Origin of the sequence: Brevibacterium daeguense, from assembly GCF_021729135.1 — a bacterium.
Classification (GTDB): Bacteria; Actinomycetota; Actinomycetes; order Actinomycetales; family Brevibacteriaceae; genus Brevibacterium; species Brevibacterium daeguense.
The window spans coordinates 237,146-254,317 of the sequence record NZ_JAJTWW010000004.1 but is presented as its reverse complement, the minus strand read 5'-3'; the positions used below and the strand labels follow the sequence as shown (position 1 = coordinate 254,317).

Below are 17,172 nucleotides of genomic sequence, written 5' to 3'. Positions count from 1 at the left end.
GCCAACCATGTAATAAGAAATTCGAATGAGCCGCGGCGGAAAGGTGCGAGATGCCGGACGAGACGGAGGGACGCGCTCCCGGCCGAGAGGGCCTTGCCCTGCACCGTGCCTCTGTGCTGCTCAGGCAGGTCCTCGTGCTCAACGAGGAGGTGGAGCACCGGCTGCAGCGGCAGATCGACACGAGCGAGACGGATCTGCGGGCGATGCAGCACCTCATGCGGCAGCGGCAGATGACTCCCACCGAGCTGGCCGAGGCGCTGCGGCTGAGCACGGCCGCCACCACCACCGTGATCGACCGGCTGGTCCGGCGGGGCCATGCGGTGCGCGCGCCGCACCCGGCCGACCGGCGGCGGACCTTGATCCGGCCGGATCGCGCGGCCGCAGACCGCGTGATGTCCGTGGTGCGGCCGCTCATCAGCGAGACCGATTCCGTCGTCCAGGAGATGCCGCCTCCGGCCCAGCAGGCGGTGGTGGACTACCTCGAGGGCGTCATCGCCGCGATGCGCTCGACGATCTCCCGACTGCAGTCGGCGGTCAGCGGGCTGCCACCGGAGGTGCCGGTGGATCTCCTCGGCGGTTCCTCCGCGGATGCGCTCCCCGGCCAGTCCGCGGACGCAGTCACCGTCCTGCCCGCGGGTACCGCGGCCAGCGACACCCCTGCGGAGCAGACATGAGCGGCGCCGCCGGGATCGAGACCAGGATGACCGCCCCGGCGCCGGCAGCTGCCCCGGCGCCGGCCGTTGCCCCGGCGCCGGCCGCGTCAGCGCCGAGGGCCGAGGCCGATGCCGCCGCGAGCTCGTTCCGGGCAGCGCTCGACACCCGGTTGCAGGAGCTGCTCGAGCAGCAGATCCGCGGCGCGGACTCGACGCAGTTCGCGCGCCTGTGGAGCCAGATCGCGGCAGCCGTGCAGGGCGGCAAGCGGACACGGCCCGTGCTCGTCGAGCTGGCGCATCGGGCGTTCGGCGGGGCGGACCTGAAGCGCACCGTGGAGGCCGGCTGCGCCTTCGAGCTCCTCCACACCGGCCTGCTCATCCACGACGACGTCATCGACGACGACTTCGTCCGCCGTGGCGAGCCGACGCTGTCGGCGCGCTTCCGCGACGCGGCCGCTCGCGCCGGGCGCGATGCCGAGGAAGCCTCGCGCGTCGGCGGTGCTGCCGCCATCATCGCCGGGGATGTGCTCATCGCGCAGTCCGTGCGGCTGATCGGCCGGGCGGCCACCGGAGCTCCCGGCCAGGAGAATGTGATCGAGGCGTTCCACGACGTGATCCTGCGCTCGGCGGCCGGGGAGCTGGACGACGTGCTGTACTCGGCCGCGGTCGCCCCCGCCGGGCTCGCCGACGTGCTGCGGATGCACCGGCTCAAGACCGCGGCGTACTCCTTCGAGGGGCCGCTGCGCACCGGTGCCCTGCTCGCCGGAGCACCCGCGGATGCGGCCGATCGGCTCGCGGAGGTCGGCCGCTGGGCGGGGATCAGCTATCAGATCGTCGATGACGTGCTCGGCACCTTCGGCGATCCCGCGGTGACGGGCAAGCCCATCGACTCCGACCTGGACGAGGGCAAGCGGACGGTGCTCATCGCGCTCGCAGAGGCATGTCCCGCAGCGGCCGCGGAATTCCGCGCGTGGCGGGCGGGCCGACTGGGCAGCGCGGCGATGCGCGATGTGCTCGCACGGCTCGGGATCGACGAGCAGGCACGTGAGCTGGCCGAGGACTACGCTGCGGCCGCGCGGAGCCTGCTCGCCGACCTGCCGATCGCAGACTCACCGCGCGGTGAGCTCCTGCGCATCGTCGACATCGTGACCGCTCGCCGGTCCTGACAATCTCTACCAGTCCTACCTGTCCTGACCGGTCCGGGGCCGGCGAGCGTCGCCGGGGATGGCCCGATTCCGAGCCGCCTCACCTGCCGCGGGGAGTCCGCTCACCTGCGGTGGGGACCGCCTCGGGCGCGGCCGCCGATCGCGGATCGACCTCGGGCAGGAACACCTCGGCCCTGGCACCGCCGACTTCCCGGTTGCTGAACACGATGTGCATGTCCAGCAGCTTCGCCTGGCCCTGGGCGATGACCAGGCCCAGTCCCATCCCGCCCCCGCCGGCGGAGACGAAGCGGGTGGGTCCGGCGTCGATGATGTCGGCGGGGTAGCCGGGGCCGGAATCCTCGACGATCACCGAGTGGGGGGTGGTGCAGACCCGGATCGGGTCGGCGCCGTGCTTGGTGGAGTTGACGATCAGGTTGGTCACGATCCGCTCGAACCGGCGCTGGTCGGTGACCACCGTGCGGTCCCCGGCCAGGAGCTGCGGCTCGATCTCGTGTCCGGTGGTCGCGCCCGAGGCGCTGAGCGTGGTCAGCAGGGATCGGATGCTGGCGTCGAGGGCCATGGGAGCGAACTCCGGCTGGGCGCGTCCGGCGTCGAGCCGGGACACCTCCAGCAGGTCCTCGACGAGCACCTGCAGGCGGCGCACGCGGTCCTTGACCAGCTCGGCCGGCCGCGACTCCTCCTCCAGGAGGTTGGCGGCGTTGACGAGCCCGGTGAGCGGCGTGCGCATCTCGTGAGCCAGATCGGAGGTGAAGCGCTGCTCGGAGTCGAGCTTCTCGGACAGTCGCTGCACGGCGGAGTCGGCTGCCTCGGCGAAGGCCGCGACCTCGTCGTCACCGGCCTCGATGACGTCGGAGATCCGCACCGTGGTGTCCCCGGCGGCGATCTTGCGCGCCGCCTGCGCGCCCAGGGTGAGTCGCCGGGAGATCTGCCCGGCGATGAGCGAGCCGATCCCGCCGATCACGATTGCCGAGCCGATCATGCCCATGAGGATCGCCCGGTCGATGCTGTCGAGCAGGGCCTGGGACTCCGCGGTCGAGGCGCGCACCGAGATCACCGCGGAGTGCGAGCCGACCTCGATCGGTGCGGCGGCCCAGATGATGTTCGCCCCGTCGACCGTCGCCCGGATCGTCACGCTCTGCCCGGCCAGCGCGGCCTCGCGGGCCTCATCGGGCAGCTGGGGGTCGTCGACGGTGGTGTTGAGGGTGAGCACGCCGGTGTCGGAGTAGATCGCGATCGCGTCCGACAGCTGCTTGCTGATGTTCTGCCGCATCCGGTCGTCCTCGGCGGCGGCAGCGCTCTGGCGCACGATCACCCCGCAGGACAGCACGGCGATGATCACCGACGCGACGATGAGGAGGACGATCTTCCAGCGAAGGGACACGTACGGCTCCTGTCAGCCGGCGAAGCGGTAGCCGAAGCCGCGCACCGTCTCGATCCTGCGGGCGCCGATCTTCTTGCGCAGCCGCTGGATGTGGACGTCGACGACGCGGGAGTCCCCGGCCCATTCGTAGCCCCAGACGGTGTAGGCGATCTTCTCGCGGGAGTAGACGTGACCGGGCTCCTCGGTGAGCAGCAGGAGCACCCGCAGCTCCGTGGGGGTCAGATGGACCTCCTTGCCCTCGACCTCGACGGTGAGGCGGGCGGTGTCGAGGACCAGCGACCCGAGCTGGGTCCGGTGCGGTCCGACCTCCGTGCGCGCGGGCTGCGCCGGGGCCGCCGTCGGCGGCTGCTGAGGCCGCGCGGGCAATCCGGCGGAGCGCGCTTGGAGGTGGGCCGGATCGTCCATTCCCGGGCTGGGGCCGAGGACCTCCGGGATCCCGTCCGTGTCGATCGCGCCCATCGCGCCCGAGGCGCCCAGCAGCGGCTCCGAGGACCGGCCGGTCGGGTGGGTGGTCGCGGGAGCCGCCTCCACCTCGTCCGGGGAGAAGCCCAGCCGCCCGGTTCCCGCCGTGATGAATCGCCGGACCACGGCACGGATCCGGGCGTTGAGGACCTGCATGTCGAACGGCTTGGTGAGGTAGTCGTCGGCGCCGGCCTCGAGGGCCTGCACGACGTCGATCGGCTCGGAGCGGGCGGAGATGATGATGATCGGGACGGTGGAGCGTTCGCGGATGGCGCGGCAGATCGAGGCGCCATTCATCGTGGGCAGCATGAGGTCGAGGAGCACGACGTCGGCGCCGTTGGCGGTGACGAACTCGTAGCCGTCCCGGCCGTCCTCGAACGAGGTGACGGTGTAGCCGAACCGCTCGAGCGAGATCTGCGTGGTCTCGCGGATGACTTCGTCATCCTCGACGAGCACGATGTGCATGGTTCCCCTCGTTCCTCAGTTCCCGCTGTTCTGGCTGATCCGCTGGCCCGCCTCGAACCGACCGTCATGGTAGCGATAGACGCGGACTGACCAGCCGGACGGGCAGCATTCCGGGTCGCGCTCCCGGTACGTCGACTCCTGAGCGACGAGCGTGCCGCCGCGCCCTGGAGTGAGTGTCAGATCATGGCCTGAAACTATCAGGTTCACCTCCGGCTCGCCGTCCTCTTCCGACACCACTACGCCGGCGAAGAGCTGCTGGTCACTCGGGGTGGAGACCATCGCGATCTGGAACTTCTGGCCGCCGGCGATGAACGGGTCGTGCAGGCGGAGGCAGCCCGAGCACACGAGCAGCACCTCGTGGACCTGGTCCATGCCCTGCTGGCGGGCCGGTCCGTTCGCGCTGATGATGGCCTCCCGGACCTCTCCGGCCGAGAACGGCTCATCGGGTGGTCCCGCGGGTTCGGAGGCGGTGACGGTGGGGGCGGGCACACCCGGGTCCTCGACCCGCAGCCCCGGGTCCGGTGCGCAGCCGGCCAGCAGGAGCACTCCGAGCAGCACGCCGGCGAGGGGCCGGAGAGCCCGACGGGCGTGACGGAATTCGGAATGCGTCGTCACGCTCTCAGTGTGCATGGGATGCCGACGTGCCCTCAAGACGTGCGCCTCCCCGTGTGCCCGCCGCCCACTCCCCGTGTGCCCGCCGCGCGACAGGGCGTAGAATGGTCGGCATTATGAAGGAATCTCTGAACCCCGCTGGCCCGGCCGGTCGTCCCGGCAAGGACGTGACGAACCAGGACGCTCTGGTCTTCGGGTTCATCGCGGCCATGGTCGTGTTCGTCTCCACGCTCGTCTTCACCAAGGCGTGGACCTCGCTGACGGCGCTGGGCCTGGTGGTGCTGTACACCCTGATCACTTTCGCAGTGGTCTCTCTCAGCGCGCTCGGCATGCAGTGGCTGACCCGCAACGACAAGCAGCACGAGAACCGCGACTTCCCGGTCCTCGACTGACAGAGGCCCGTCCCGGCTGACCCGGCAGGCGCTCATCGGAAGCGCAGCAGCCGGAGGCTGTTGAGCACCACGAAGACGGAGCTGAACGCCATCGCCGCGCCCGCGATCATCGGGTTGAGCAGCCCGAGCGCGGCGATCGGGATCGCCGCCGTGTTGTAGGCGAAGGCCCAGAACAGGTTGCCCTTGATGATCGCCAGGGTCCGCCGCGACAGCCGGACGGCCTGCGGGATCTGCTCCGGATCGCTGCGCACCAGCGTGATGTCCGAGGCGGCGATCGCCGCATCCGTGCCGCTGCCCATCGCCAGTCCCAGATCTGCCCTGGCCAGAGCTGCCGCATCGTTGACCCCGTCGCCGACCATCGCAACCGAACGCCCTGCGCTCTGCAGCTCTTCGATCACCGCGACCTTGTCGGCCGGTCGCACATCCGCGTGGACGCGGTCGATCCCGACCGCATCCGCCACAGCCTGCGCCGCCCCGTGATGGTCGCCGGTCAGCAGCACCGGCTCCAGTCCCAGCGCCCGCAGCTGGGCCACGGCTGCGGCGGCAGACTCCTTGATCGTGTCGCCGACCAGGACCCGACCGGCATATCGACCGTCGACGGCGACCGCGACGATCGTCGCCTCGAGGCGGGGACTGTCGGTCGGCACCGCGGGGATTCCGTGCTCGGCGAGCAGGCCGGGGCGCCCGATGAGCAGCTCGTGCCCCGCGACCCGGGCGCGGATTCCGCCGCCGGGAATGTTCTCGAAATCGGTGACTGCGTGGGTCGAGACGCCGCTCGCGCGGGAGCCGGCGGGCGCCTCGGCGGACTTCGCGAACTCCGCGATGGCCCGGGCAATCGGGTGCTCACTGTGGTCCTCGGCCGCCCCGACGAGGGCCAGTTGCTCCGGCGGCAGGTCGGTCCCGAGGACCTGCATCCGGCCCTCGGTCACGGTGCCGGTCTTGTCGAGCACGATGGTGTCGACCTTGCGGGTGCTCTCCATCACCTCGGGGCCGGAGACGAGGATTCCCAGTTGGGAGCCGCGCCCCGACGACACCGCCAGCGCCGTCGGGGTGGCCAGGCCGAGCGCGCAGGGGCAGGCGATGATGAGGACGGTGAGCGCGGCGTGCAGGCCACCGGTCCAGGTGCCGCCGAACAGGCCCCACGCCAGCAGGGTGAGCGCGGCGATGGCGAAGACGGTGGGCACGAAGACTGCGGAGATCCGGTCGGCCAGCCGCTGCACGGGCGGTTTTGCGGTCTGCGCGCGGGAGACCAGCTCGGCCATCGCGGCCAGGGTCGTCTCCGCGCCCACGCGGGTCGCCTCGACGATCACGGAGCCCGAGGTGTTCACCGTCGCACCGGTGACGGCATCCCCCGGCGCGACCTCGACGGGCACGCTCTCACCGGTGAGCATCGACTCGTCGACGGCGGTGTGGCCGTCGACGACGCGTCCGTCCGTGGCGATCTTCTCGCCCGGCCGCACGCGGAACCGATCGCCGGGACGCAGCTGCTCGACGGGCACCTCGGCCTCGACGCGCTCGGCGCCCTCGCCGCGGATGAGCGTGGCGCTGCGGGCGCCCAGGCTGAGGAGTTCGCGCAGCGCCTGGGTGGCGGTGCCCTTGGCGCGCTCCTCGATGAGGCGGCCGAAGAGCAGGAACACGGTGATCGCGACGGCCGCCTCGAACCAGACGTGGTAGTCGTCCGGCAGCTCCAGGACATGGCCGTCGGCCACCGCTCGGCCGAGGGTGAACAGCGAGTACAGCGAGGCGACGGTGATGCCGACGCTGACGAGCGTGTCCATGGTCGTCGATCCGCCGCGGGCGGCCTTGAACGCCGCGAGGTGGAACGGCCACGCGCCCCAGGTGACGACAGGCAGGCTGAGGGCCGCGACCACCCACTGCCAGCCGGGGAAGTGCCAGGCCATCACCATGGAGATCGCGATGACCGGGACTCCCAGGATCACCGAGCCGAGCAGCCGCGGGCGCAGCTGTCGCGGGTCGTAGTCGACGATCTCCGGGCCCGAGGCGCCGGTCAGCGGGGCGCGCACCGTGGCGGAGTAGCCGGCCTTGGAGACCGTCTCCGTGACCTGCTCGTCGCTGACATCCCCGGCAATCACCAGATGGGCGGAGTTGAGCGGCAGGTTGACGGTCGCGGTCACGCCGTCGAGGCGGTTGAGCTTCTTCTCGATCCGGGCGGAGCAGGACGCACACGTCATGCCCGTGATGTCGAGGTCGAGCTCCCGGTCCGTGCGGTCCGCGGTGCCGGTCTTCGCGCCGGTTGTGGTCACCTCACTTCACCTCGTAGCCGGCCTCGTCGACCGCGGCCTCGACGGCGGCGGAGTCGAGCGGCTGGTCGGAGGTGATGGTGACCGGTGAGTCGCCGCCGGCCACGAGCTCGACGTCAACTCCCGTGACCCCGGGCAGCGCGCCGAGCTCCTCCTGCACTGCGGAGACGCAGTGCCCGCAGGTCATGCCGGTGACGGTGATGGTGGTGGTGCTCATGATGCTTCTCCCTTGCGGTGGCTGGTGCCTGTCAGCTCTTGATGAGGCGGGCGATGGCGGCGGATGCCTCGGCGATCTTGGCGTCCGCGGCCTCCGGTGACTCCTGGGCGGCGGTGACGACGCAGTGCCTCATGTGCTCGTCGAGCAGTCCGACGGAGACGGCCCGCAGGGCGGCGGTGACCGCCGAGATCTGCGTGAGGATGTCGATGCAGTACTTGTCCTCGTCGACCATCCGGCCGATGCCGCGCACCTGCCCCTCGATGCGTCTGATGCGCTTGAGGTACGCGTCCTTCTGCTCGGTGTACCCGTGACCGGAGTGACTGTCCATGCGCTCAGCTTATACCCCTGAGGGGTATCCTTCAATGCCTGATCGACCGGACCTGCGGATGGGCCGGCGGGATGTCCTGCACAATGGTGGTCATGGCATCCGGGGATCCGCGTGCGCGCCGCGTCGCGCCGCTGCGCCGGCCGCGCAGAGCGCGCGGCCGGTTTGCACGTCTTCGGGTGGGGGTGGCCGAGCAGATCCTCGTGGCGATCTCGGTGATGTTCCTCGGGATCGTGCTGCTGACCACCTCGGTCCTCTACATCCAGCTCTCCCAGGCCAACAGCGAGCGTGCGCGGGAGCTGCTCACCGCCTCGGCGGAGTCCCTGGCCGAATCGCCGGGAGTGCACGCGGCGCTGTTCTCCGCCGCCGCGTTCCCATCACCGGGCGCTGGTTCGGGACAGATGTCCGGCGACGACAGCGTACTGGCGGCCGCATCCGGCTTCGCGCCGGGACCCGGGGCCGGCTGGATCGAGGGCACCGAGGGACGTGACAGCCTGACGGTCCAGATCACCGAGTTCCAGAACGACTACGGGCTCGACGGGATCGGCGTCTACTCCGCCGCGGTGCTGCGCGGGCCCGAGCTCAGCGGCCGGGCGCCGGCCCCGGGGGAGACGATCCGGTCGACATCCACGCAGCTGGGCGGCGACACCGGATTCCCGGCGGGCATCGACCGGCGGGCGGTGCTGCGCGGCGAGACCGTGGTCCAGTTCGTCGACGACGCCGACGGTGGCGCGCTCTACGCAGTCGCTCCCGTCTACCCCACGGCGCCCGGCGAGGAGCCCAGTGCCGACGACGAGGTCGCGGCCGCTGTGGTCACCGGCCTGCGGGCCGACACGATCCGCGCCGACTTCGCGCCGCAGGGCCGGCTGCTGCTGATCACCGCTGCCATCGACATGCTGCTGGGCACCTCGGCCGTGTGGCTGGCCTCCCGCGGACTCAAGCGGGCGACCGGCGACTACGGGTCCGAGGAGCTGGGCGACATGCTGCGCTTCTACTCCTCCGTGCTGCAGGCGGTCAGCGAGGGGCTGCTGCTCATCGACCGCAAGCACGGGATCGTGCTGCACAATGCGGAGGCGGCCGTGCTGCTCGACCTGCCCGACGACGCCGAGGGCGGACCGGCGCGCACCGCCGGCGAGCCGGTCAGCATAGTGGAGCTCAATCTGCCGAGCTCCCTGCACGAGCTGCTCGTCAGCGGCAGGTGGGCCCAGGACGAGATCCACTACACCGACACCCACGTCCTCGTCGTCAACCAGCAGCCGACCAAGAAGTCGTCCGACACCTGGGTGACCACGATGCGCGACCATACCGAGCTCCAGGAGCTCAGCGGTGAGCTCGTCTCCGTCCGCTCGTTCTCCGAATCGCTGCGTTCGCAGACCCATGAGTACGCCAACCGTCTGCACATGGTGGTCTCGCTCATCGAGACCGGGAACAGCGACCAGGCCCTCGACTTCGCCACCCGGGAGATCAGCCAGCTCGATCGACCTGCCGACAACCTGCTGGGCGGCTTCGACCACCCGATCCTGTCGGCCCTGCTGCTGACCAAGTACTCACAGGCCAAGGAGGCCGGGATCGAGCTGACAGTGGACACCGAGGAGCTGTGCGGGTCGCTGCGCGCCGACGACCGCGACCTGGTGACCATTCTGGGCAATCTGCTCGACAACGCCTTCGACGCGGTCTCCCGGCCGGGGGTGCCTGCGGAGGCCCGGCGCGTCCAGCTGCGGATCGCCGGCTCCGACGCGGGCGGCTACGAGATCGAGGTCGCCGATGACGGGCCGGGGATCGCCGAGGAAGACGTCGAGAGGATCTTCGAGCGCGGCTTCTCCACCAAGCACGACGGAGTCGAGGCGGACTCGGGCAGCGGCAGATCCGAGAGCGGGTCGCGCGGGGTGGGCCTGTCCCTGGTGGTGCAGGCCGTCCGGCGCCTCGGCGGCGCGATCGAGGTGCGCGGCGGACCGGAATGCGAGGGCGACCCGGCGGGCGCCGCGTTCGAGGTGTGGCTGCCGGGCGGGAACGGGCCCGACGGTGCGAGCCGAGCTGCTGCAGCGGACTGAGCAGTTCCGCCGAACCGCACTGACCGGTCGAGCGGTTCTCTGCTGCCGGCCTCGGGGGCTGCCGGCGCTCGTCCGGTGCTGCCGGACGGTTGTCGGACGTTGCGAGATGGCCGTTGGACGTTGCCGGATGGTCGCCGGACGTTGCTGGATGGTCACATCCGCTACCGCTGCCCTGCGTCGGCGGTATTACAGTGGAACGGAAGATGAGACCAATGAAGAGCTCCCCGGATTCGGACAGCGTGGGCGTGCTCGTCGTCGAGGACGAGAGCATCGCGGCCAAGGCGCATGCTCAATACGTGTCGCGTCTGAGCAGGTTCCATGTGGCGGGCATCGCGAAGAACGCCACTCAGGCACTGGCTGCGCTCACCGGTCGGGTGACCGGCATGGATCCCGGCAGGATCCAGCTGGTGCTCCTCGATATGAACCTGCCGGACGGCCACGGCCTGCAGCTGCTGCGGATGATCCGTGCCAAGCACGTCCCCGTCGATGTCGTGGCCGTGACCGCGGCGAGGGACATGCTGGTGGTGCAGGAGGCGCTGTCGCTGGGCGTCGTGCAGTACCTCATCAAGCCCTTCACGTTCCCGGTCTTCAAGAGCAAGCTGGAGGCGTACCTGAGCTATCGGGCCTCGCTCGACACGACCGAGGAGACGTCCGAGATGACCCAGACCGAGGTGGATGCCGCCCTGGCGGCTCTCGGTGCGACCACTGCCAAGGCCGCTCCCAGAGGCGTGCCGGAGGGAGTGCAGGAGCAGATCCGCTCCACGCTCACCGGCGACGACGCGCTGTCAGCGGCAGAGGTCAGCAAGGCGATCGGCGTCTCCCGAGTCACCGCTCGTCGCTACCTTGAGGCGATGACCGACGCGGGGCTGCTCGATCGGCAGCCCCGCTACGGCTCTGCCGGCCGGCCGGTGCTGGAGTACCGCCTGCTCGACTGAGCCGCCCTGCCCGGCTCGGCGGCCGCGCGGAGAGTGACGCGGGTGCAGCCGCCCCTGGGCCCGGTCTGCACAGGAAAGAGTCTGCGCCGCACTTGACAGGTATCAATCTTTTCGCCTAGCCCAATGTCCAGTATGTGAACGGGGAATTTCTCCAACTGCCGGTCGTGGGCGTAGGTTTCTCGAGCGCCTAAGAACGAACGTTCTTCATGTGCAGTCGATCACACAGTCGAGGTCGGCTACCGGAGCTCAAGGGGGAGGGAACAGCATGGCCGGCGGAGTCCGCACAGCTGCTGAAACCGAAGTGAATCGCAAGGCTCGCAAGGCCGGCATCGCGTCGTTCGTCGGGACCACCGTGGAGTGGTACGACTTCTATATCTACGGAACCGCGTCCGCGCTGGTGTTCGGACAGGTGTTCTTCTCGAGCACCCTCGATCCGGGGGTGGCGACGCTGCTCTCCTTCATCACGCTGTGGGCCGGATTCCTCGCCCGACCGCTGGGCGGGATCATCTTCGGCCATTTCGGGGACAAGCTGGGTCGCAAGACGACTCTCGTCACCACGCTGCTCCTGATGGGCGTCGCCTCGGTGGGCGTGGGTCTGCTGCCCGGCTATGCGCAGATCGGCATCTGGGCGCCCATTCTGCTGACCCTCCTGCGCATCGTGCAGGGCCTGGCCGTCGGCGGCGAATGGGGTGGAGCCGTGCTCGTCGCCTCTGAGAACGCCCCCAAGAACAAGGGCATTCTGTATTCCGCCTTCGCGCAGCAGGGCTCGCCGGCAGGCAACCTGCTGTCGACCTTCGTCTTCTTCCTGCTCGCGCAGATGCCGACCCCGGATTTCATCATGTACGGCTGGCGCATCGCCTTCCTCGCCTCGGCGATCCTCATCGTCATCGGACTGGTCATCCGCCTCACCCTGGAGGAGTCCGATCAGATGAAGGCCGTCAAGGCGGCGAACAAGGAGTCCAAGCTGCCGCTCCGCGAGGTCCTCGTCAAGTACTGGCCGCTGGTGCTGCTGGGCGCCGGAGCGCTGCCGCTGGTCCAGGTCACCTACTTCAAGAACACCTTCGCACTGGCATGGGCGACCGAGGACCTGGGGTTCGAGCGCTCCGCGTTCCTCGGAGTCATCGCGATCGCCCTGGTGGTGCAGTTCATCGTGCAGCCGTTCGGCGCGCTGCTCGTGCAGAACATGGACATGCGCAAGGCGATCACCCTGCTCGTGGTCCCCGAGTTCGTCCTCATGCCGCTCATGTTCTTCGCGATCCAGACCGGCAGCTTCTGGGTGGCCGTCATCGGCATGAGTCTGGCGACGATCCCGCACGCCATGTTCTATGCGGCGATCGGCGGCATCCTGGCTCGGGTGTTCCCGGCGCGCATCCGCTACACCGGGCTCTCGCTGTCCTACCAGCTGTGCTCGATGGTGGTCGCCGGCGGAACCCCGGCCCTGGCCCAGTGGATCGTCAACAGCACCGGCAGCATCGTCGGCGTGGCGATCGCCTCGGCCGCGTACGCCGCGGTGTCCCTGGTCTGCACCCTCATCCTGCTGCAGAAGACCGGCTGGAGAGCCGATCAGCCCTCCGTCGCCGAGCAGGCCGACATCGACGAGCTGGAAGCTCTCCGGGAATCCGAGGCTGTCAAGGACGGCGAGGCGCCTTCTGCTCCTGCCGCCGAGCCATCCGGTCTGTCGGAGAGCGCAGCGGCGAGCATGCGGAACTGAGGCGGGCTCCGGTGCTGAGCTCGGGCTGTGCCCTGAGTCCAGGTGACACCTGAACCATTGCTTGGACCAGAGTCGGACGGCGTCGAGAAACCGGCCCCGTCCGACTCTTCTGCTGTCCCCGCAGCCGACCGGGACGAGCAGGCGCAGGGCGCTCGCCCCAGGCCGCCGCTCAGGCCTCTGGACGGGAGGCTCGCCACGCGGCGACCTCCTCGCGGGCGAGCTCGGACGCGAGCCCGGTGTACGTCGCCGGGCTCAGGTTCGCCAGCCGCTCCGCATCCTCGTCGGGCAGTCCCAGCCCGCGCACGAATTCCTGCAGCTCGGCCTGATCCACCCGGTGTCCGCGGGTGAGGTCCTTGAGCGTCTCGTAGGGATTGTCCATGCCCGGCACCCCCTTGAGGTAGGCGGCGCGCATCACCGACTGGATGGCCTCGGCGAGCACCTCCCAGTTCGCGTCCAGGTCCCGGTCGAGCGCCTCGGTGTTGACTGCGAGCTTCTCGAGTCCCTTGATCAGATTGTTGATCGCCAGCAGGGAGTGGCCCATTGCCACGCCGATATTGCGCTGGGTCGTCGAGTCGGTGAGATCGCGCTGGAGGCGGCTGGTCGTCAAGGTCGCTGCAAGGGTGTCGAGGAGGGAGCAGGAGACCTCCAGATTCGCCTCGGCATTCTCGAAGCGAATCGGGTTGACCTTGTGCGGCATCGTGGAGGAGCCGGTCGCGCCCTCGACCGGGATCTGCTTGAAGTAGCCCATCGAGATGTAGGTCCACATGTCGGTGGCGAGGTTGTGGGCGATCCGGTTGAAGCGCGCGAGGTCGGAGTAGAGCTCAGCCTGCCAGTCGTGCGATTCGATCTGCGTGGTGAGCGGGTTGAAGGTCAGCCCCAGCTTCTCCACGAACTCCCGCGACAGCGCCGGCCAGTCGGCCTCCGGCACGGTGACGGTGTGGGCGGCGTAGGTGCCGGTCGCGCCGTTGATCTTGGCCAGGAACTCGGTCCGGGCGATCCGCTCGTACTGACGGCGCAGGCGGTGCACGGACACCGCCAGCTCCTTGCCTACGGTCGTGGGCGTTGCCGGCTGCCCATGGGTGTGGGAGAGCATCGGCACCTCGGCGAGGTCGGCGGCCATGTCCGCCAGGGCGTCGATGAGCGCGGCCGCGCGCGGCAGCCACACGTCCTCCACAGCGCCCTTGATGTTGAGTGCGTACGACAGATTGTTGATGTCCTCGGAGGTGCAGCAGAAGTGCACGAGCTCGGCGAGGTCATCAGCGCCGATGTGGCTGAGCGCCTCCTTGATCGTGTATTCCACCGCCTTGACGTCGTGGACGGTGACGGCCTCGAACGTGGCGAGCTCGGCGATGGTCTCGTGGTCGAAGCCCTCGACGATCGAGCGCAGCTGCTCCTTCTCGTCGTCGATCAGTCGGCGGGTGCCGGGAACCACGGTGTGCTCGGCGAGGTGGATGAACCACTCGACCTCGACGTGGATCCGCTCTCGGTTGAGCGCGGCCTCGGACAGATAGTCGACGAGCGGAGCGGCGTCCCTGCGGTAGCGACCGTCGAGGGGTCCGAGGGCGATTTCGGGATCGAGCTGGGCTAGTGTCACGCGAGTCATGGACCCATGATCTCACGCGAGGCCGCGGCTGTGACCGTCGAAGGCCGGCCGTCCACTGCGTCCGCAGCGTGTGGACAACGTGGGATCGGGTGCGGTGATCGCGTGTGGATGGAGAGGCGGCGGCGGGGCGGCCCAGCTGTGGACTCGGACGGCAGCGTGCACAGCGGTCCGGCAGGCGCAGCGCAGGCAGCACGGATGCGGTTTGGCTTGCCGCATGATCATCGACGAACTTGAACGCAATCGGCTCGACTGGCAGACCACCGCGGAAGCGCTCATCGAGGTGGAGGCGGTGTGCCTGAGAGCCGCCGCGTCTGATTGGGTGTCCGACTCGGCTGTTCGGTACCGGGAGCAGCTTGCCGAGTCCGCGGCAGAGGTTCTGCGCCTGCGCGATCAGGCCCTGGTGATCGTCGATCGCTATGCCGAGCACATCGAAGCCATTCGCTCCTCGCCCGCCGCCGGGCTTCCGGTGTTCTGAGCATGACGCGGTGGATTCCCTTCGGCGCCGACTCGGTGCTGGATCTGCCGGCCGACCTCTACCGGGCCTGGCCCGCGGACCTTCGCCCGACGACGGTCTCCTGCGCTGTCGACCTCGGAAGGGATGGTGCAGGTGTGCGTGCAAGGGATGGTGCAGGTGCCTCCGGAGAGGATGGTGCAGGTGTGCCCGGGGCGCTCGGGCTGGACGATGGCCAGACGGACCTGTCCCAGGACTGGGTGACCCGCGCAGCGGTGATCCTGGCCGCCGGTCCGGTGCAGGCGGCATTCCACATCGCCACCGATCAGCTCCGGATCGTGATCGGGGCAGCAGTGCTCGGCACCGGCTGCTGTGCGGTGCTGCGCTGGCACCCCTGGGAGGGCGCCTCGGCGGAATCGAGCCCTGTCGACCCGGCGAGCGGCTATCTGCTCGGCCGCATCGATGCCGCGTCGGCCCTGCCGGACCTGATCGCCGGCCTCGTGCCCGCCGGAGCCGTGACAGTGCTGGGCGCCTGCGGGCTCCGCAGTCCCGACGGGCAGGGGTCCGGAGAACCGGTGAGCAGCGTCTCCGGGCACTCCCGCGCCTCCGCGGCCGGGGACGCCGGTGGCCGCTCATGGCTGCTTCACGACTGCCCTGGCTGTCCCCATGGCGGCGACCCCGATGCCGAGGCCCAGTCTGCTGCGCCATCGGGCGGACACGACGCAGCAGGTGGCATGCGCGAACGCGTGCGGCAGCGCGTGCGCGCCGATCTGCTGCGCTCCTGCCTGGTGGCGGCATCTGCGGGAGGAGCGCTGCGACCGCACGTCAGTGCCGGCACGACCCGGGCGGCGGAGGATGGCCATGGCCCATGAGATCACCGTCACCGGAGGCTCCGGAGGCACGCGCGCCGCGATGGAGGACCTTGATGCGCTGGCGGCCGAGCTGCTGCGCATCGCCGACGAGCTCGCCGGGGTGCTCATGGATGCCACTGTCCGCGAGCTCGACCCGGTCCTCGAAGCCTCTGCCCTGGCCTCACCCGCCACCGCGTTCGCGGTGCAACGGGAATCCGCGGCATTCGCGTTCAGTGCGGCCGGAGTGTCGGCCCGGCTCGCCCTGCTGGGCACGGGTCTGGCGCACGCCGTCCTCAGCTATCGGGAGACCGAGGGATTCCTCTCCCGCACCTTCGAAGCGGTCCTCTCGGGCATGGGAAACCTGCTCGGGCACGCCGCGCGCACCGCCCTGATGACGCCGGCTGTCATCGTCGGGGCAGGGTTCGTGGGCGGTGCGATCTATGTCATCGACCGCACCGGCCTCGACGACGCGCTGGAGGAGGCGCTCGGCATCGACCTGTCCGAGGTCACCGACGAGGTGCTGCAGGGAGTCGGCCGGGCGCTGTTCGCCGAGTCCGACTCGGTCGGAGTCGTCATCGAGCACGTCCTGCCGGGCTTCGTCGCCGGATTCGCCGGCGTCCCGCCGGGAATTCACGCAGGTTTCGGCGACGCGGCACCCTGGCCGCACGACTCGCAGTCGCTGACCGAGATGCTGATCGGCGGCGGACGGCTGGCGGGCCAGTTCGGCAGGACCGGAGTCGAGGTGAGCGCTGCCGAGCGGCCGCAGCCACCCGGCGGCACCCGGGCGGCCCCGGCGAACGCCGTGGAGCTCTTCTCCCGCGAACTCGACAGCCATCGCGGACTGGACAACGGGATGGTGCAGATCGAACGGATCGAGAGCGCCGACGGCACCACCCGGTGGATCGTCTACGTGCCTGCGACGACGGACTGGTCGACCGCGCCGGGCGCCAACTCGACCGATCTGACGACCAACGTCGAAGGCGCGGCAGGCCACGATACCGTGATGCGGGAAGTCATCCGACAGGCTGTCGCAGACGCCGGGATCGCCGCCGACGAGGAGGTCATGCTCGTCGGATATTCGCAGGGCGGCCTGACCGCGGCCTCACTGGCGGCCGACCCCGGCTTCCTCGCCGACGTCAACGTCACGGCCCTGTTCACCGTGGCGAGCCCGGTCTCCGACTTCGACATCCCGCCTGAAGTGTCGACCCTGTCCATCGAGCACGAGCAGGACCTGGTGCCCGACCTCGACGGCAATCAGAACCCGGACCATCCGCATTGGAGCACGATCACCGTCGATCTCGACTTCGAGGCGCTCGCCGACGACCCGATGTTCGAGGGCATGACCGATGAGGAGATCGGGCAGCGGCTCGCCTCCCCGGGGTTCCCCCACGGCGGGGCGGTCTACGAAACGACCATCGCGTCGCTGTACGCCGGGGGCAACGCGGCCCTGCTCGCCTGGTCGGCGCGCAGCGCCGGGTTCTTCTCCGGCGAGGTCACCCGCACTCGCGAGTACACGGGCCGACGGCGCTGACATGGGCAGATACTCCGATGTCCGAGCAATTGTGAGGGGAGTGGAAATTCGGCCGCGTCCCTCGGTGCCGGACCACAAGCGCCTGCGTGGGGACATAGCGTGGAA

16 protein-coding genes are annotated in these 17,172 nt (G+C 69.8%); 9 read left to right on the top strand and 7 right to left on the bottom strand.

The window, feature by feature from the left end:
• The first annotated feature begins 50 nt into the window (after positions 1 to 50).
• Positions 51 to 674, top strand: a complete 624-nt coding sequence (locus tag LXN01_RS05990) for a MarR family winged helix-turn-helix transcriptional regulator (RefSeq protein ID WP_236863705.1) — start codon at positions 51 to 53, stop codon at positions 672 to 674.
• Positions 671 to 1,819: a polyprenyl synthetase family protein gene (locus LXN01_RS05985; RefSeq protein ID WP_236863704.1), complete on the top strand. Its 1,149-nt coding sequence runs from the start codon at positions 671 to 673 to the stop codon at positions 1,817 to 1,819. The genes LXN01_RS05990 and LXN01_RS05985 overlap by 4 nt, the downstream gene beginning before the upstream one ends.
• Positions 1,820 to 1,898: 79 nt before the next feature.
• On the opposite strand, the gene LXN01_RS05980 is transcribed toward LXN01_RS05985, so the two are convergent.
• Genes LXN01_RS05980 through LXN01_RS05970 form a run of 3 tightly spaced genes read right to left on the bottom strand, consistent with a single transcriptional unit; the run spans position 1,899 to position 4,742 of the window.
• Positions 1,899 to 3,200 carry a sensor histidine kinase gene (locus LXN01_RS05980; protein ID WP_236863703.1) on the bottom strand — a complete coding sequence of 434 codons (1,302 nt, stop codon included), beginning with the start codon at positions 3,198 to 3,200 and terminating at the stop codon, positions 1,899 to 1,901.
• 12 nt (positions 3,201 to 3,212) lie between these two features.
• Positions 3,213 to 4,127 (bottom strand): response regulator transcription factor, encoded by a 915-nt coding sequence (locus tag LXN01_RS05975; protein ID WP_236863702.1) that lies wholly within the window; start codon positions 4,125 to 4,127, stop codon positions 3,213 to 3,215.
• A 15-nt stretch (positions 4,128 to 4,142) separates the two neighbouring features.
• Positions 4,143 to 4,742 (bottom strand): hypothetical protein, encoded by a 600-nt coding sequence (locus tag LXN01_RS05970; protein WP_236863701.1) that lies wholly within the window; start codon positions 4,740 to 4,742, stop codon positions 4,143 to 4,145.
• 113 nt (positions 4,743 to 4,855) lie between these two features.
• Between LXN01_RS05970 and LXN01_RS05965 the strand changes: the two genes are divergently transcribed.
• Positions 4,856 to 5,131 (top strand): hypothetical protein, encoded by a 276-nt coding sequence (locus LXN01_RS05965; RefSeq protein ID WP_236863700.1) that lies wholly within the window; start codon positions 4,856 to 4,858, stop codon positions 5,129 to 5,131.
• 32 nt (positions 5,132 to 5,163) lie between these two features.
• On the opposite strand, the gene LXN01_RS05960 is transcribed toward LXN01_RS05965, so the two are convergent.
• The 3 genes from LXN01_RS05960 to LXN01_RS05950 form a co-directional block, all read right to left on the bottom strand.
• Positions 5,164 to 7,323: a heavy metal translocating P-type ATPase gene (locus tag LXN01_RS05960; protein WP_236863849.1), complete on the bottom strand. Its 2,160-nt coding sequence runs from the start codon at positions 7,321 to 7,323 to the stop codon at positions 5,164 to 5,166.
• 73 nt (positions 7,324 to 7,396) lie between these two features.
• Positions 7,397 to 7,609, bottom strand: coding sequence for a heavy-metal-associated domain-containing protein (locus tag LXN01_RS05955; RefSeq protein WP_236863699.1), 213 nt, complete (start codon positions 7,607 to 7,609; stop codon positions 7,397 to 7,399).
• Positions 7,610 to 7,640: 31 nt separating this feature from the next.
• Positions 7,641 to 7,937, bottom strand: a complete 297-nt coding sequence (locus tag LXN01_RS05950; protein WP_236863698.1) for a metal-sensitive transcriptional regulator — start codon at positions 7,935 to 7,937, stop codon at positions 7,641 to 7,643.
• A gap of 92 nt (positions 7,938 to 8,029) precedes the next feature.
• Between LXN01_RS05950 and LXN01_RS05945 the strand changes: the two genes are divergently transcribed.
• The 3 genes from LXN01_RS05945 to LXN01_RS05935 all read left to right on the top strand — a co-directional run bounded on the left by LXN01_RS05945 (position 8,030) and on the right by LXN01_RS05935 (position 12,631).
• Positions 8,030 to 9,985 carry a sensor histidine kinase gene (locus LXN01_RS05945; protein ID WP_236863697.1) on the top strand — a complete coding sequence of 652 codons (1,956 nt, stop codon included), beginning with the start codon at positions 8,030 to 8,032 and terminating at the stop codon, positions 9,983 to 9,985.
• 212 nt (positions 9,986 to 10,197) lie between these two features.
• Entirely contained in the window at positions 10,198 to 10,920 is a 723-nt protein-coding gene (locus LXN01_RS05940; RefSeq protein WP_236863696.1) for a response regulator, read from the top strand.
• Between the two features lie 301 nt (positions 10,921 to 11,221).
• Positions 11,222 to 12,631, top strand: a complete 1,410-nt coding sequence (locus LXN01_RS05935) for an MFS transporter (RefSeq protein WP_236863695.1) — start codon at positions 11,222 to 11,224, stop codon at positions 12,629 to 12,631.
• A gap of 169 nt (positions 12,632 to 12,800) precedes the next feature.
• Here the strand turns inward: LXN01_RS05935 and purB are convergent, their stop codons facing one another.
• Positions 12,801 to 14,234 carry an adenylosuccinate lyase gene (purB, locus tag LXN01_RS05930; protein ID WP_236863694.1) on the bottom strand — a complete coding sequence of 478 codons (1,434 nt, stop codon included), beginning with the start codon at positions 14,232 to 14,234 and terminating at the stop codon, positions 12,801 to 12,803.
• Positions 14,235 to 14,448: 214 nt separating this feature from the next.
• On the opposite strand from purB, the gene LXN01_RS05925 reads away from it, so the two are divergent.
• From LXN01_RS05925 to LXN01_RS05915, 3 genes are read left to right on the top strand one after another with little or no spacing between them, the layout of a single operon-like run.
• A complete protein-coding gene (locus LXN01_RS05925; RefSeq protein ID WP_236863693.1) occupies positions 14,449 to 14,709 on the top strand; it encodes a hypothetical protein in 261 nt (86 codons plus the stop codon).
• A gap of 2 nt (positions 14,710 to 14,711) precedes the next feature.
• Positions 14,712 to 15,557 carry a hypothetical protein gene (locus LXN01_RS05920; RefSeq protein WP_236863692.1) on the top strand — a complete coding sequence of 282 codons (846 nt, stop codon included), beginning with the start codon at positions 14,712 to 14,714 and terminating at the stop codon, positions 15,555 to 15,557.
• Positions 15,547 to 17,067, top strand: coding sequence for a hypothetical protein (locus LXN01_RS05915; RefSeq protein WP_236863691.1), 1,521 nt, complete (start codon positions 15,547 to 15,549; stop codon positions 17,065 to 17,067). The genes LXN01_RS05920 and LXN01_RS05915 overlap by 11 nt, the downstream gene beginning before the upstream one ends.
• Positions 17,068 to 17,172 lie beyond the last annotated feature (105 nt).